Origin of the sequence: Streptomyces sp. NPDC014727, from assembly GCF_043083485.1 — a bacterium.
GTDB lineage: Bacteria > Actinomycetota > Actinomycetes > Streptomycetales > Streptomycetaceae > Streptomyces.
The window spans coordinates 387,586-402,405 of sequence record NZ_JBIBYR010000002.1 but is presented as its reverse complement, the minus strand read 5'-3'; the positions used below and the strand labels follow the sequence as shown (position 1 = coordinate 402,405).

Below are 14,820 nucleotides of genomic sequence, written 5' to 3'. Positions count from 1 at the left end.
TCGACGGCGGCGCAAGAGGCCCATGCTGTGGAACGGGTCACTCCGCTCCAGTTTTAGTTGAAAGTTAACCTACCTCTCCCGTACCGTGGCCGTCGTTGCTTGATCCACGTGTACGTCCGGAAGGTATTACGCACGATGTCCCTCGCTCTTGACCCCGCCGCCCAGGACCTCCTCTTCCGCGAGGCCCGCACCGCCAACACCTTCACCGACGAGCCGGTGACCGAGGAGCAGGTCCAGGCGATCTACGACCTGGTCAAATACGGCCCGACCGCGTTCAACCAGTCGCCGCTGCGCGTCGTCCTGGTCCGCTCCGACGACGCCCGCGCGCGCCTCGTGAAGCACATGGCCGAGGGCAACCAGCCGAAGACCTCCACCGCCCCGCTGGTCGCCATCCTGGCCACCGACAACGAGTTCCACGAGGAGCTCCCGGCCCTGCTCCCGCACTTCCCGCAGGCCAAGGACGCGTTCTTCTCCGAGCGCCCGGTCCGCGAGTCGGCCGCCGCCCTCAACGGCGCGCTGCAGGCCGCGTACTTCCTCATCGGCGTCCGCGCCGCCGGTCTGGCCGCGGGCCCGATGACCGGCTACGACGCCGCGGGCATCGAGAAGGAGTTCCTGGACGGCGACCACAGCGTGCTGATGGTCGTCAACATCGGCAAGCCGGGCGAGGACGCCTGGTTCCCGCGTCTGCCGCGCCTCGCCTACGACGAGGTCGTCACGACCGTCTGATCGTCGCCGCGCGTACGGAGAAGGCCCTGGAGACCTGATACGGCTCCAGGGCCTTCTCCGTGCGCCATGCACGGGGCTCCGTACGCCGTGCGCGCGGCCGCGTGGCCCCGCGCACGGCCATCAGGCCCTCAGGACGTCTTGAGCGCGGCAGCCATCTCCGCCAGCCGCTCGGGCGACGCGGACCCCGTGACCACGGTGGTCGCGCCCTTGTCGTGGCGCACGAGGGCGTCGTACTTCTCGCCCTTCCAGTGCTGCCAGCTCTCGCCCGCGACCTGCTGCGTACGCCCGGTGTCCCTGGCGTCCTGGCTGACCTCGGTCACGTACTTCTTCGCCGCCGAGGTCGACTGCTCCACCGCGACGTACTTGCCCTCCGGGTCGAGGAAGCCCAGGTGCCAGCTGTTGCCGGCCTTGCGGTCGTAACTGACCGAGGTCGGCTTCCACTCCTTGGCCAGTCCGTCCGGCGCGGCCACCGGATAGGGCGCCGCGCGCCGCGCCGTCAGCAGCTCCACCCGGTAGTCGACCGGCTTGACCGGGTTGGCGTTCTCGTCATGCGGAACGAAGATGTAAACAACCCCCGCGGCGGCGGAGATCACCGCCATCGACAGGAACATGTCCCGCACCGTCTGCTTGCCTCGCTTGCTAGCCACGGGTCCATGGTCGCATCAGACCCACTGGATCCGATTCGGGGGGCAGCCGCTCAAAAGTGACCCGGTCTGCTCATTTTGTCGACCTGACGATAGAGTCAGAGCACCCTCTTCCGGTCGTCGTCGTACAGAAAGGTGCGCTCCGATGTCCGAGCATCATCTGCCGTCTCAGCTGGAGGTCTCCCCCGAGGCCCCCGACCGCAACCTGGCCCTGGAGCTGGTCCGGGTCACCGAGGCCGCCGCCATGGCAGCAGGACGCTGGGTGGGCCGCGGCGACAAGATCGGCGCCGACGGTGCCGCCGTGAAGGCCATGCGGACCCTCGTCTCGACCGTCTCGATGAACGGCGTCGTCGTCATCGGCGAGGGCGAGAAGGACGAAGCCCCCATGCTGTTCAACGGCGAGCGCGTCGGTGACGGCACCGGCGCCGAGGTCGACATCGCCGTGGACCCGATCGACGGTACGACCCTGAACGCCAAGGGCATGCCCAACGCGATCGCCGTCCTGGCCGCAGCCGACCGCGGCGCCATGTTCGACCCGTCCGCGGTCTTCTACATGGACAAGCTGGTCACCGGACCGGAGGCCGCCGACTTCGTCGACATCAACGCGCCGGTCTCGGTGAACATCCGCCGTGTCGCGAAGGCGAAGAACTCCGCTCCCGAGGACGTCACCGTCGTCGTCCTGGACCGTCCCCGCCACGACGGCATCGTCAAGGAGATCCGGGAGACCGGCGCCAGGATCAAGTTCATCTCGGACGGCGACGTCGCGGGCTCGATCATGGCCGCCCGCGAAGGCACCGGCGTCGACCTGCTGATGGGCATCGGCGGCACCCCCGAAGGCATCATCTCGGCCTGCGCCATAAAGTGCCTCGGCGGTGTCATCCAGGGCAAGCTCTGGCCGAAGGACGAGGCCGAGCGGCAGCGCGCGCTGGACGCCGGGCACGACCTGGACCGGGTGCTGTCCACCGACGACCTGGTCAGCGGCGACAACGTGTTCTTCGTCGCGACCGGTATCACGGACGGCGAGCTGATGCGCGGCGTGCGGTACCGCGCGGAGACGGCGACCACCGAGTCGATCGTCATGCGGTCCAAGTCCGGCACGATCCGGAAGATCGACTCGACGCACCGGCTGTCGAAGCTGCGTGCCTACAGCGCCATCGACTTCGACCGCGCGAAGTAGGCCCGGTCCCGGAAGACCGGTCCGGCCCGGGAGCCGGATCCGCGACGCGGATCCCCCGAGAACGCGAAGAGGCGCCCCCCGTGTGCGGTGGGGGCGCCTCTTCGCGCGTACGGGCACGGCGGCTACGCGCCCGCGCGGACCGGCACCCGGCCGGCCGTTCAGCCCGCCGCGGCGATGCGGCCCGTCACTCCGGAGGACGCGGAGGATGCCTTGAGCTCCATCTCGCGCCGTCTCCGGCGGGCGAGCACCACGCGGCGTTCGGCGGCGGTGAGGCCGCCCCACACCCCGTACGGCTCCGGCTGTATAAGGGCGTGTTCCTGGCATTCGACCATCACCGGACAGCGCGCGCAGACCCGCTTCGCGGACTCCTCGCGCGCGAGTCTGGCAGCAGTCGGCTCCTTCGACGGGGCGAAGAACAGCCCGGCCTCGTCCCGGCGGCACACCGCCTCCGAGTGCCAGGGACCGGTCTGGTCCTCCCGAGCGGGGGCGCGCTGGGGAGGAACGGCGGCGACCTGCAGGGGCTGATGCGACAGTTGCAGCACGGTCTACTCCTGACGACGGCTTCGCGTGCGAGAGACGATGCAGCAGTCCCTACCCGCTGTGCGTACGCCTATGCACTGCGTGGCACTCGGTTCCAGGGTGCGAAATTGCGTCCGGTCAGGAATTTGGCTTGTTTTCGAAGGGCTCGGAAGGGCTTCGAAGGGCTTACGCGGACTTCGACGGACTTCGGCGCAGACCGAAAGGGTTCGGAGAAGCCCGGAGAAGTCCGAAACGGTTCGGAGCGGCTCGGAGCGGCTCGGAGCGGTTCGGAAGTGTACGAAGGAGCGCGGACCGAGCCCCTCAGCCGAGGTATTTACGCAGCCGGTCCTGGAGATCCGCGATGAACTTCCCGCGCTTGGGCTTCGCTTCGACACTGCCGAACACCGAATAACCGTTGACGACGACCACGGGCGCCTCGGGGTCCGCGGATTCCAGTGTGGCGACTTCGAAATTGCCGAAGACACCTGTGCCGCTGCCGCGCAGCGAGATGTTCTCCGGAACCTTGATCTCGACACTCCCGAAGATGGCGGTCGCATTGATCACCGTGAGCCTCTGACCGAAAAGCGCCTCGGTCAGATCGATCTCCACGCTACCGAAGAGCGCGAAGGCGTTCGTACGGCCCCCGACCCGCCAACGACCCTTGCGGGTGGAGCTGCTGAAGACAGCCACCAGATTCTCGGCGGGGCCCGCCGGGCCCTCCGCGCCGTGGACGCCGGGCATGGCGGCCGAGCGGGCAGCCCCTCCGGCGGCGGGCAGATCCCGCACCAGCGGTTCGAGTTCGCCGACCGTCTTGGCGCGGTAGACCGAGTCGACCCGCTCGGCGTGTTCCTCGGCGGTGAGCCGGCCCTCGGCCAGGGCCTCGCGCAGGATGTCCGCGATCCGGTCGCGGTCCGCGTCGGAGGCACGGATACCGGCCGGCTCCGCCGGAGCCGCGGAGGGTTGCTGGGGGTGCTTTTCGAGGTCCACCGGCCCAGCGTACCCAAACGCGATAGATCGCGACTAGTCCCCGCCTCGTCTCCGCCGTGTCGCCCGTGCCCCGGCGCCGGACTGAGCCTTACCTCACAGCTTCGGCCTCCGTTCGGCGCTCTACCCTGGTGGGTGCGCTGCCCAAGGGAGGTCAGCCGCCGTCTGCCGAGTGAGGAATGGCCGTAATGCCAGAGTTTGCGTACTCCGATCTGCTCCCTCTGGGAGAGGACACCACGCCGTATCGTCTGGTGACCTCCGAGGGTGTCTCCACCTTCGAGGCCGACGGCCGTACGTTCCTCAAGGTCGCCCCGGAGGCGCTGCGCACCCTGGCCGCCGAGGCCATGCACGACATCTCGCACTACCTGCGCCCCGCCCACCTGGCGCAGCTGCGGCGGATCGTGGACGACCCCGAGGCGTCGTCCAACGACAAGTTCGTCGCGCTCGACCTCCTGAAGAACGCGAACATCGCCGCCGCGGGTGTCCTGCCGATGTGCCAGGACACCGGCACCGCGATCGTGATGGGCAAGCGCGGGCAGAACGTACTCACCGAGGGCGGTGACGAGGAGGCCCTTTCGCACGGCATCTTCGACGCGTACACGAAACTGAACCTGCGTTATTCGCAGATGGCTCCGCTCACCATGTGGGAGGAGAAGAACACCGGCTCGAATCTGCCGGCCCAGGTCGAGCTGTACGCCACCGACGGCGGCGCGTACAAATTCCTCTTCATGGCGAAGGGCGGCGGCTCGGCCAACAAGTCGTTCCTCTTCCAGGAGACGAAGGCCGTGCTGAACGAGGCCTCCATGATGAAGTTCCTGGAGGAGAAGATCCGTTCGCTGGGTACGGCAGCCTGTCCGCCGTACCACCTGGCGATCGTCGTCGGCGGTACGTCGGCCGAGTTCGCGCTGAAGACCGCGAAGTACGCCTCCGCGCACTACCTGGACGAGCTGCCCGCCGAGGGCTCCCCCACCGGCCACGGCTTCCGGGACAAGGAGCTGGAGGAGAAGGTCTTCGAGCTGACGCAGAAGATCGGCATCGGCGCCCAGTTCGGCGGCAAGTACTTCTGCCACGACGTGCGGGTCGTCCGCCTCCCCCGCCACGGCGCCTCGCTCCCCGTCGCGATCGCCGTGTCCTGCTCGGCGGACCGCCAGGCCACCGCGAAGATCACCGCCGAGGGTGTCTTCCTGGAGCAGCTGGAGAAGGACCCGGCCCGCTTCCTGCCCGACACCACCGACGAGCACCTCGACGAGGCGGGTGACGTCGTCGAGATCGACCTGAACCGGCCGATGGACGACATCCTCGCCGAGCTGACCAAGTACCCGGTCAAGACCAGGCTCTCGCTGACCGGCCCGCTGGTCGTGGCCCGCGACATCGCGCACGCCAAGATCAAGGAGCGGCTGGACGCGGGCGAGGAGATGCCGCAGTACCTCAAGGACCACCCGGTCTACTACGCCGGCCCGGCGAAGACGCCGGAGGGCTACGCCTCCGGCTCCTTCGGCCCGACGACGGCGGGGCGGATGGACAGCTATGTCGCGCAGTTCCAGGCAGCGGGCGGCTCCAAGGTGATGCTCGCCAAGGGCAACCGGTCCAAGCAGGTCACCGACGCGTGCGACGCCCACGGCGGTTTCTACCTGGGCTCGATCGGCGGCCCTGCGGCGCGCCTCGCGCAGGACTGCATCAAGAAGGTCGAGGTCGTCGAGTACGAGGAGCTCGGCATGGAAGCGGTGTGGAAGATCGAGGTCGAGGACTTCCCCGCGTTCATCGTCGTCGACGACAAGGGCAACGACTTCTTCACCGAGCCCGCTCCGGCGCCGACGTTCACCAGCATTCCGGTGCGGGGTCCGGGTCTCGCCTGACGCGTCGAGACGTACGGGACGCGGGCGACGTACGCGAAGCGCACGGAGTCGGCGTCCCGCGGGGGCGTTCCGCCGGATGAATCACGGCGGGGCGCCCCCGTGGGCGCTTCTCACTGCTCCAGCAGGCCCGACGTCGCGATCAGATAGCCGAGCTGGGCGCGGCTGTTGCTGCCGAGCTGCTCGGAGACCCTGCGCACGTGCTCCGCGACGGAGCGGCGGCTCATGCCGATCCGGCGGGCGATCGACTCGTCCGTCTCACCGCCCACGACCGCCTGCAGGATGGCCCGTTGCAGGTCGGAGGTGACGACGGGGGTGCGCAACGGTACGCGTTCCGGCCGCACCGGGACCGAGCGGGCCCAGGCTTCGTCGAAGTGCCGGACCAGGAAGCGGACCAGCGACGGGTGCCGGATGCGCAGAGCGCTGTGCGGCTCGTCGGAGTACGGGACGAACGCGAGGTTGCGGTCGAAGACGATGATCCGGTCGACAACCTCGGCGAGCGTTCTGACCTCGGCGCCCTCGGTGGTCACCCGCTCGATGTAGGCGAGCGTCGTACGGTCCGAGCGGACGGTGTGCTGATAGATCGTCCGCTGCCGGATGCCTCTGCGCAGATTTCTCAGGTCCCGGCGCAGCGCGACCTCGAGCGTATGCGCGGGACGGCCGCCGCCGGGCTGGGCGGTGCGGACCTCCTCGCGGCAGCCGGCGACGCCCGCGTCGAGCGCCTTGCCGATGACGGCCGCGCCGGAGAGCCGAGTGAGGGCGGGCTGTTCGAGCCGGTGCACATCGGCGTACAGGCCCTCGAAGACGGCCAGCGCGGCGCGGGCCGAACGGAGCGTGCGACGCTGCCGGGCGATCGTCTCCTCGATGGGCCCGAGCGCGTCGAACGAGGCGGTCTCGGGCGGTACGGGAATCAGGTACCCGGGTGAGTCCCGGTCCTCCACCATCAGATGAAGGCCGCTCAGACAACGGGGCACGTCGTCGGCCGGAAGGCTTCCCTCCGTGAGCGCGCGCCGATAGGCCGCGAGGGCCGTGTCGCAGACACGGTCCGATGACGATTCGCGGCAATCACACGCCCGTGGGCCGGAATGATCGTCCTTCACAACCATGCAGATTACATTCGTGCAGTCCGCAGGCCATGGGCGAGCGCGGCCTCTCGGTGACGATGAGCCGGTGACGCACGACATCGAGCACGGGAACGACCGGCCGGACCGCGCGCCGGACATCGATCGGCCCGAAGCGGTACGCGGCGAGCGCCGTTTTCGATTCCTCGTCGCCGGATACTCGCTCTCCTCGTACGGCACCTTCCTGAATATGGTGGCGCTCAATCTGTTCGTCTACGAAACGACGGGCAGGGCGCTCGCGATGGGCCTGTTCATGGCCGTGCGTCTGGGGTCCGGATTCGTCGCCGGCCTCGCGGCCGGTGTTCTCCTCGCCCGGTTCACGGCCAAGAGCGTCATGCTGTGGACGAATGCGGCGCAGGCGGCGGTGATGCTGTCGCTGGTCCTCGCACCGGAGGGGATGCGCTCGGCCGCGTTGATGGCCGTTTCCGTGGTGGTCGGCGCCTGCGGAACGCTTTTCCTGGTCTCGCTGCGCAGCTCCATTCCCGAGATGGTCGGCGACGACCGCCGGTCCTGGGCGAACTCCCTCTCCATCACGGGGCGTTCGCTGGCCATGGTGGCGGGGTTCGCTTCGGCGGGAGTGGTGGTCTCGCTGGTCGGTTACACCGCGGCGTTCGTGGTGGACATGGCCACCTTCGTGGTCTGCGCCGTGACGGTGGCTCTGCTGCCGATCGCGGGCGGCGGCGGAGGGAAGGGCGCCCGGCCGGAATCGGAGGGGGATTCCGGCGGGCGTCCGCAGGAGGGGAAGAAGGGGGCCGGGGCGGGACGGCGGCGGTTGCCGGGGGCGTTTCTCTGGTCCGCCGCCGCACCCGGCCTCGGTCTGATGGTGGTGCTGCGCGGTGTGGACGCCTTCGGCTCGTCCTCCCACAACGCAGCGCTGCCGGTCCACTCCGCCGGGCTCGACGCCTCGCACCCCGCCGTGTTCGTCAGCGCGTTCTGGTGTCTGTGGGCGCTGGGGAACGTCGTCGCCCAGCGGCTGGTCCAGCGGTACGCCGCACGCACCGGGCGGTCGGTGGGGGCACCGGGTTTCGGGTACGGCACATGTCTGATGTCCGGGGCGTTCATCCTGGCGTTCGCGGGGTTCCCGTACGCGGCGACGGCGGTGATCGCACTGGTCGCGGGCGCGGCCGACGGACTCACGGAGGTCTCGTACACCTCCCATCTGCAGACGCTCCCCACGGATCTGCGCGGTCATGCGTTCGGCCTCTCCGCGACCGTCGAGAACCTCGGGTTCGGCGTCGGCATGATCCTGGTCGCGGCGGCGCTCGACAGCCACAGCCCGCTGACCGTCGTCGCCTGGTCGCACGGGGCGGCCATCGCGGTCGCCGTCCTGTTCCTGATCAGGGTGAGGGGGCTGCGGAGCGGGCGTCGTGTCCCCGCTCCCCGCTCCGGCGCCGATCGCGACGGGCAGGTGCGCTGAGGCTTCGCCTACGACGGTATTCAGCCAATCTTGAGACGGTCACCGGAAGACCGGCAACGCCGGGAAGGGTGGGGCGGGGGCCCGAATCCGCTCCCCGCCCCACCCCGCACCGGCGTACGGACTACGCGAACCGCTGCTGCGCGCTGCCGTCGCAGCTCTGCAGCCTCAGCGGGTCCTTGGCCGCCGCGAGCGTCAGGCACAGCCCCGTCGAGGCCGCCGGGCGCAAGGTCCCGGACTGCCTGACGAACTGCTGGTTGGCCGCGCCCGAGCAGTCCCACAGGATGAGCGTGGCGCCCGCCTTGTAGCCGGCGCCCGGCACGTCGAGGCACCGGTCGTGGCTCAGCTCGGTACGGATGTTCTTCGTGCCGGAGTCGTACCACCAGCCCTGGTTGCGGCCGCCGTGACAGTCCCAGCCGGCGATCCGGGTGTTGTTGCGGGTCACCGAGGCGGGAACGTCCACGCAGGTGCCCGTGGCCTCGTTCTTCAGGGGCTTGAAGACGTCGTCCCATGCCGCGGCCTGGAGAACCGGCTGTCCGGTGCTCGCCGGGTCGGCGCAGCTCGCCTCGCGCAGGGACGAGTTGTAGATCTGGGTCAGGCAGGAGGCGAAGGCCGCGTGGCCGCGCGCGTTCGGGTGGAAGGACTGCCGGACGGAATTGGAGTCCGGCGGGAAGTGCGACAGGTCGATGTAGAGGCCGCGGGCCCAGGTGTTGTCGCTGCAGACCTCGTGGCCGTGGAAGAGCCGGGAGTTGTCGAGGTAGACGGCTCCGGTGTCGGCGGCGGCCTTGCGCATTCCGCGTTCGAAGGCGGGAACCGCGACGTCACGGCCCCAGGCGGCGTCGGAGTCGTATCCGGCGCAGCCACCGGGAAGCTTGCCGGGGAAGTTCGGGTTGTCGTAGAAGTCCGGGCCGATCGGGCTCGGGTAGCCCATGACCACGAGCTTGTAGTCGCCGGTGGCGTACCCGGCGTCCGACATGACGGTCTTCAGGTCACGCACCGTCTTCTCGACCTTGGGGACGAGCCCGTCCACGCGCGCCTGCCAGCCGCCCTCGTACTTCGGCTGACAGGTGCCCTGGGAGAGCACCCAGCGCTGGACGCAGTCCGTCATGACCGGGCCGAACTGGAGGTCGTCATTGGCGCCGGCGACCAGCACGATCATCTTGATGCGGGTGTTGCGGGCCTTGATGGCGAGGTTGTCGCTCTGCACGAGCTCGTCGGCGTACTGCTTCGATCCGCCGATCGCGATGTTGCCGGTGTACGCGCCGGAGCAGGAGACGTTGTACGTGACGTCGGCCGGGATGCCGGTGCGGTGGATGGCGGAGTCGGGCGAGCGGTGGCACCAGTTGTCGGGACCGTTGGTGCCCGCCTCGTACGTGCCGACGCCCTCGCCGGAGATCTCGCTGTCGCCGAGCGAGATCAGCCCGGTCTTGCGGTCGGCGAGCGGACGCTCGGCCGGGTCGCCGTACAGCCGGGTGGCTTCGGCGGCGCGGATGGCCTCCAGTTCGGGTGACAGGGGGGTGGATGCGGTAGTGGTGGTGCCGGACCGGTCCGCCGCGCCCGCCGGTCCCGCGGCGAAGGCCGTACCGCCCAATGCCGCTGCCATGGCCGCGGCGGCCGCGACCGTACAGCGAAGTCTGTGCCTGGTGCGCCTCATTGCGCCTCCCCGGGTTGCTGCATGGGGGTACGGGGGTCGTCCCCCGGGAAAATGCAGCACCCCCGGTATTTACTGGTCGGTAGGCGACTTGGGAATAGAAGGAACAAGACAAGTGCTCAACTTTTTCAGGAGGTTGCACCCATGGACGAGTCACAGGCCCCCGCACCGGCCCCCGCCGACGGCACGGATTTCCGCGTCGAGCACGATTCGATGGGCGAGGTGAGGGTGCCCGCGGACGCGAGGTGGCGGGCCCAGACGCAGCGCGCGGTGGAGAACTTCCCGATCTCCGGACAGCGCCTGGAGCGGGCCCACATCGAGGCCCTGGCCCGGATCAAGGCGGCCGCCGCCAAGGTGAACGCCGAGCTGAAGGTGCTCGACCCGGACATCGCCCTGGCCATCCAGGGGGCCGCCGAGGAGGTCGCCGAGGGGCGCTGGGACGCCCACTTCCCGATCGATGTCTTCCAGACCGGGTCCGGCACCTCGTCCAACATGAACACCAATGAGGTCGTGGCCACTCTCGCCACCGAGCGTCTGGGCCGCGAGGTCCACCCCAACGACCACGTCAACGCCTCGCAGTCGTCCAACGACGTCTTCCCGTCGTCCATCCACATCGCCGCGACCGCGGCCGTCACCGGTGAGCTGATCCCTGCGCTGGACCACCTGGCGACCGCCCTGGAGCGCAAGTCCGCCGAGTTCGCGACGGTCGTGAAGTCGGGGCGTACGCATCTGATGGACGCCACGCCCGTCACCCTGGGCCAGGAGTTCGGGGGCTACGCGGCGCAGATCCGGTACGGGATCGAGCGACTGCGCGCCTCCCTTCCCCGCCTCGCCGAGCTGCCGCTGGGCGGCACGGCCGTCGGCACCGGCATCAACACCCCGCCCGGCTTCTCCGCCGCCGTCATCGCCGAGGTCGCCCGCACCAGCGGGCTGCCGCTCACCGAGGCCAGGGACCACTTCGAGGCGCAGGGCGCCCGGGACGGGCTCGTGGAGACGTCCGGCCAGCTCCGCACGCTCGCCGTCTCGCTCACCAAGATCTCCAACGATCTGCGCTGGATGGCGTCCGGACCACGCACCGGTCTGGCCGAGATCAGCCTTCCCGACCTCCAGCCCGGCTCGTCGATCATGCCCGGGAAGGTGAATCCGGTCGTTCCCGAGGCCGTCCTGATGGTCGCGGCCCAGGTGATGGGGAACGACGCGACGGTCGCCGTCGCGGGTGCGGCGGGCAATTTCGAGCTGAATGTGATGCTGCCGGTCATCGCGAAGAACCTGCTGGAGTCGGTGCGGCTGCTGGCCAATGTCTCCCGGCTGCTCGCGGACCGCACGGTCGACGGCATCACCGCGAACGTCGAGCGCGCCAGGGAGTACGCGGAGTCCTCGCCGTCCGTCGTCACCCCGCTGAACACGTACATCGGTTACGAGGAGGCGGCGAAGGTCGCCAAGAGGTCGCTGGCCGAGCGCAGGACGATCCGCGAGGTGGTGCTGGAATCGGGATATGTCGAGCGCGGCGACCTCACGGTGGAGCAGCTCGACGAGGCGCTGGACGTGTTGCGCATGACCCGCCCGTGACACGCGTCGCGGCAACGGGTCCGCGGCATCCCTAAGATCTGCCCATGGCAGGTACGGACAGCGGACACATCGAGCACTGGGCGCCGGGCGATCACATCCTGTGGCGCTACCGCGGCAACGTCCCGCGACCACGGGGCGCCGCGCCGGAGCACGCCCCGGACCCGGTGCACATCTGCCGTCCCGTCACCGTCGTCCAGGACACCGACGAGCTGCTCGCCGTGTGGGTGGCGCCCGGCACCGAGTGTGTGAAGCCGGTGCTGGCGAACGGCACCGAGGTGCACGACGAGCCGCTCGCCACCCGCTACACCGCCCCGCGCACCACCGCCCGCGCGCCCTGGCTCGGCAACGGCGTTCTCAAGCTCGCCCGTCCCGGTGAACCCTGGTCGGTCTGGCTCTTCTGGGAAACCGGCTGGCAGTTCCGCAGCTGGTACGTGAACCTGGAGGAACCGCGCACCCGCTGGGCGGGCGGCACCGATTCCGAGGATCACTTTCTCGACATCTCCGTCTACCCGGACCGCAGCTGGGTCTGGCGCGACGAGGACGAGTTCGCCCAGGCGCAGCGGGTCGGTCTGATGGCCCCGCGGACCGCGCGGCGGGTGCGGGAGGCGGGCCGCGCGGCCGTCGAAGTGATCCAGGACTGGGGCGCGCCGTTCCGGGACGGCTGGGAGGACTGGCGGCCCGATCCGCGCTGGCGGGTTCCGGCGCTCCCGGATGACTGGGACCGTACCCCCTCGCACATGGCGTCATGAGACCCTTGTTGCACCCCAGGGGGGCAAACGTAGGATCGTCCTCCGGAGCGCGCCTCCGCCCCAACCGACGGACAGCGCACCGGACCTGATCACAAGTCACCGCACGAGCACCACGCACTGCATGAGCTGTATGAGCCACATCAGTCGTATGAATCGCCTGAGCCACTACGAGGGGGTGGAGACGTGCTCGCTGTCGCTCGCCCCGTCGCCGGAAACGTTGTCACCGGGCCGCCCCGCGGACATCCGGTTTCGGCCCCTCGTTCGAGGGCATCCGGTGACAGCCGTTGTTATCGCCGCTCTTGCCGGGGCACAGTAGCGCCCCACGAGGTGATTGCCTCATACAACCGGCCCGGACGGACGGAACCCCACGCGTGACGGAGCACCCCACCTCCCACGAAGGCCGGCAGCCTCTCGCCGCCCGGTCGCAGGAACGCGCCCGGCCGCGGCAGCAGGATGCCGCGCCGGCCGCTTCCCCTGCCACCGCGGCGATCCCCGGCCCGGCCCCGGCGCCGGGCGCGGGAGCGAGTCAGGCGGCCCCCGCGGGACTCGACCCACAGGCCGCGGCCCGTCGCGAGGGCGACCGGCTGCGTTTCGTGGGGGCCGCCACCCGGCGGATCGCCCGTGGCATAGACCTGGACGAGATCGTGCTGGGTCTGTGCCGGGCCAGTGTGCCGACCTTCTCCGACGCCATACTGGTCTACCTCCGCGACCCGCTCCCGGTCGGTGACGAGCGGCCGGTCTCCCCGTTCGTGCTGCGGCTGCGCCGGTCGGACCGGCTGCGCCTGAACGAGGACGAGACCGAGACCCCGTCGGAGATCGAGCGCCTGCGGCTGCCCTCCCTCGACCCGCACGGCGACATGCCCCCGGCGGCCGAACTGTGCGAGGTCCGCTCGGGCGGCGCGCTCGCCGAGGTGCTGCGCGGTGTGCGGCCGGTCTTCGGGGACTCCGCGGCGGCCCGCGCCGCGCTGCCCGAACTGCTCGGCGCCGGACGGGCCGTACCCACCGGACACCGCGCGATCCTCGCCCCGCTGCGCGGCCGGCGGCGGGTGATCGGCGCCGCCGTCTTCCTGCGCGGCACCGAGCGGCCGTCCTTCGAGGCCAACGACCTGCTGGTCGCGGCTCAGCTGGCGACGCACACCGCGCTCGGCATCGACAAGGCCGTGCTGTACGGGCGCGAGGCGTACATCGCCGACGAGCTGCAGCGCACCATGCTGCCCGACTCGCTGCCGCAGCCGACCGGCGTCCGGCTCGCCTCCCGCTATCTCCCGGCCGCCGAGACGGCCCGGGTCGGCGGCGACTGGTACGACGCGATCCCGCTGCCCGGCAGCAGGGTGGCCCTGGTCGTCGGCGACGTCATGGGCCACTCCATGACGTCCGCGGCGATCATGGGCCAGCTGCGCACCACCGCTCAGACCCTGGCCCAGCTCGACCTGCCGCCGCAGGAGGTGCTGCACCATCTCGACGAGCAGGCGCAGCGGCTCGGCAGCGACCGCATGGCGACCTGCCTGTACGCGGTGTACGACCCCGTCGCGCACCGCATCACGATCGCCAATGCCGGGCATCCGCCGCCCGTGCTGCTCCACCTGGGCGGCCGTGCGGAGGTACTGCGGGTACCGGCGGGCGCCCCGATCGGCGTGGGCGGTGTGGACTTCGAGGCCGTCGAGCTGGACGCGCCGGCGGGCGCCACGCTGCTGCTGTACACCGACGGTCTGGTGGAGTCCCGGCTGCGGGACGTCTGGACCGGGATCGAGATGCTGCGCGAACGGCTCGCCGCCACCGCCCGGCTGACCGGCCCGGACCACTCGCCACCGCTGGAGGCCCTGTGCGACGACGTCCTGGACATGCTCGGCCCGGGTGACCGGGACGACGACATCGCGCTGCTCGCCGCCCGGTTCGACGGGATCGCGCCGAGTGATGTCGCGTACTGGCACCTTGAACCGGAGGAGACCGCGCCGGGCCGGGCCCGCAGGCTGGCCCGCCGGGCCCTGAGCCGATGGGGGCTCGACGAGCTCTCCGACTCGGTGGAGCTGCTGGTCAGCGAGGTGGTGACCAATGCCGTGCGGTACGCGGAGCGGCCGGTGACACTGCGGCTGCTGCGTACCGACCTGTTGCGCTGCGAGGTCGGCGACGACGCCCCGCAGCTGCCCCGGCAGCGCCGGGCCCGGGACATGGACGAGGGAGGCCGGGGTCTGTTCCTCGTCAACCGGATGGCCAGACGGTGGGGCGCGACGCGTCTGTCGACCGGCAAGGTGGTCTGGTTCGAGATGCCGACCCGGGGCCAGTAGGAGGGTCCGGGCGGGGCGCGTGGGAGAGCCCTGCACGGACGGTAGCCAAATGTTGCCGACCTCCTGGCGGCGGAGTTGACTTCAGTCGTGAACGAGGCGACCTGACCGAAACCCCCACCGACGGGAGG

The 14,820-nt window shown here is 70.2% G+C and carries 12 protein-coding genes; 7 read left to right on the top strand and 5 right to left on the bottom strand.

Going from position 1 to position 14,820, the window contains the following annotated elements; translation table 11 throughout:
* Window positions 1-135 precede the first annotated feature (135 nt).
* Entirely contained in the window at window positions 136-726 is a 591-nt protein-coding gene (locus ACF1B9_RS05485) for a malonic semialdehyde reductase (RefSeq protein WP_391739210.1), read from the top strand.
* A gap of 128 nt (window positions 727-854) precedes the next feature.
* Here the strand turns inward: ACF1B9_RS05485 and ACF1B9_RS05480 are convergent, their stop codons facing one another.
* On the bottom strand, window positions 855-1,373 hold the full coding sequence (locus ACF1B9_RS05480; RefSeq protein ID WP_391739209.1) for a DUF4245 domain-containing protein: 519 nt from the start codon (window positions 1,371-1,373) through the stop codon (window positions 855-857).
* A gap of 142 nt (window positions 1,374-1,515) precedes the next feature.
* On the opposite strand from ACF1B9_RS05480, the gene glpX reads away from it, so the two are divergent.
* Window positions 1,516-2,547, top strand: coding sequence for a class II fructose-bisphosphatase (glpX, locus tag ACF1B9_RS05475; RefSeq protein WP_376275067.1), 1,032 nt, complete (start codon window positions 1,516-1,518; stop codon window positions 2,545-2,547).
* Between the two features lie 158 nt (window positions 2,548-2,705).
* Here glpX and ACF1B9_RS05470 read toward each other — a convergent pair whose 3' ends face one another.
* Window positions 2,706-3,089: a WhiB family transcriptional regulator gene (locus ACF1B9_RS05470; protein WP_391739208.1), complete on the bottom strand. Its 384-nt coding sequence runs from the start codon at window positions 3,087-3,089 to the stop codon at window positions 2,706-2,708.
* 298 nt (window positions 3,090-3,387) lie between these two features.
* Window positions 3,388-4,053: a DUF1707 domain-containing protein gene (locus ACF1B9_RS05465; RefSeq protein WP_391739207.1), complete on the bottom strand. Its 666-nt coding sequence runs from the start codon at window positions 4,051-4,053 to the stop codon at window positions 3,388-3,390.
* A 185-nt stretch (window positions 4,054-4,238) separates the two neighbouring features.
* On the opposite strand from ACF1B9_RS05465, the gene ACF1B9_RS05460 reads away from it, so the two are divergent.
* Complete coding sequence (locus tag ACF1B9_RS05460) at window positions 4,239-5,906, top strand: fumarate hydratase (RefSeq protein WP_376275061.1); 1,668 nt, start codon at window positions 4,239-4,241, stop codon at window positions 5,904-5,906.
* 110 nt (window positions 5,907-6,016) lie between these two features.
* Here ACF1B9_RS05460 and ACF1B9_RS05455 read toward each other — a convergent pair whose 3' ends face one another.
* On the bottom strand, window positions 6,017-7,003 hold the full coding sequence (locus tag ACF1B9_RS05455) for a LuxR C-terminal-related transcriptional regulator (RefSeq protein ID WP_391739206.1): 987 nt from the start codon (window positions 7,001-7,003) through the stop codon (window positions 6,017-6,019).
* A 70-nt stretch (window positions 7,004-7,073) separates the two neighbouring features.
* Between ACF1B9_RS05455 and ACF1B9_RS05450 the strand changes: the two genes are divergently transcribed.
* Window positions 7,074-8,441, top strand: a complete 1,368-nt coding sequence (locus tag ACF1B9_RS05450; RefSeq protein WP_391739205.1) for an MFS transporter — start codon at window positions 7,074-7,076, stop codon at window positions 8,439-8,441.
* 121 nt (window positions 8,442-8,562) lie between these two features.
* Here the strand turns inward: ACF1B9_RS05450 and ACF1B9_RS05445 are convergent, their stop codons facing one another.
* Window positions 8,563-10,092 carry a ricin-type beta-trefoil lectin domain protein gene (locus ACF1B9_RS05445; protein ID WP_391739204.1) on the bottom strand — a complete coding sequence of 510 codons (1,530 nt, stop codon included), beginning with the start codon at window positions 10,090-10,092 and terminating at the stop codon, window positions 8,563-8,565.
* A 141-nt stretch (window positions 10,093-10,233) separates the two neighbouring features.
* Here ACF1B9_RS05445 and ACF1B9_RS05440 point away from each other — a divergent pair, with 141 nt between their 5' ends.
* The 3 genes from ACF1B9_RS05440 to ACF1B9_RS05430 all read left to right on the top strand — a co-directional run bounded on the left by ACF1B9_RS05440 (window position 10,234) and on the right by ACF1B9_RS05430 (window position 14,692).
* The gene (locus ACF1B9_RS05440) at window positions 10,234-11,658 is read left to right on the top strand and encodes a class II fumarate hydratase (protein WP_391739203.1); all 1,425 of its coding nucleotides are present in this window, start codon (window positions 10,234-10,236) and stop codon (window positions 11,656-11,658) included.
* Between the two features lie 44 nt (window positions 11,659-11,702).
* Window positions 11,703-12,407, top strand: coding sequence for a DUF402 domain-containing protein (locus ACF1B9_RS05435; protein WP_391739202.1), 705 nt, complete (start codon window positions 11,703-11,705; stop codon window positions 12,405-12,407).
* A 371-nt stretch (window positions 12,408-12,778) separates the two neighbouring features.
* On the top strand, window positions 12,779-14,692 hold the full coding sequence (locus tag ACF1B9_RS05430) for a SpoIIE family protein phosphatase (protein WP_391739201.1): 1,914 nt from the start codon (window positions 12,779-12,781) through the stop codon (window positions 14,690-14,692).
* Window positions 14,693-14,820: the final 128 nt, after the last annotated feature.

What these genes read in the sequence shown, in the direction of transcription:
- ACF1B9_RS05460 (WP_376275061.1), top strand. Translation starts at nt 4,239, where the DNA reads ATGCCAGAGTTTGCGTACTCCGATCTGCTCCCTCTGGGAGAGGACACC.
- ACF1B9_RS05440 (WP_391739203.1), top strand. Translation starts at nt 10,234, where the DNA reads ATGGACGAGTCACAGGCCCCCGCACCGGCCCCCGCCGACGGCACGGAT.
- ACF1B9_RS05445 (WP_391739204.1), bottom strand. Translation starts at nt 10,092, where the DNA reads ATGAGGCGCACCAGGCACAGACTTCGCTGTACGGTCGCGGCCGCCGCG.
- ACF1B9_RS05485 (WP_391739210.1), top strand. Translation starts at nt 136, where the DNA reads ATGTCCCTCGCTCTTGACCCCGCCGCCCAGGACCTCCTCTTCCGCGAG.
- glpX (WP_376275067.1), top strand. Translation starts at nt 1,516, where the DNA reads ATGTCCGAGCATCATCTGCCGTCTCAGCTGGAGGTCTCCCCCGAGGCC.
- ACF1B9_RS05435 (WP_391739202.1), top strand. Translation starts at nt 11,703, where the DNA reads ATGGCAGGTACGGACAGCGGACACATCGAGCACTGGGCGCCGGGCGAT.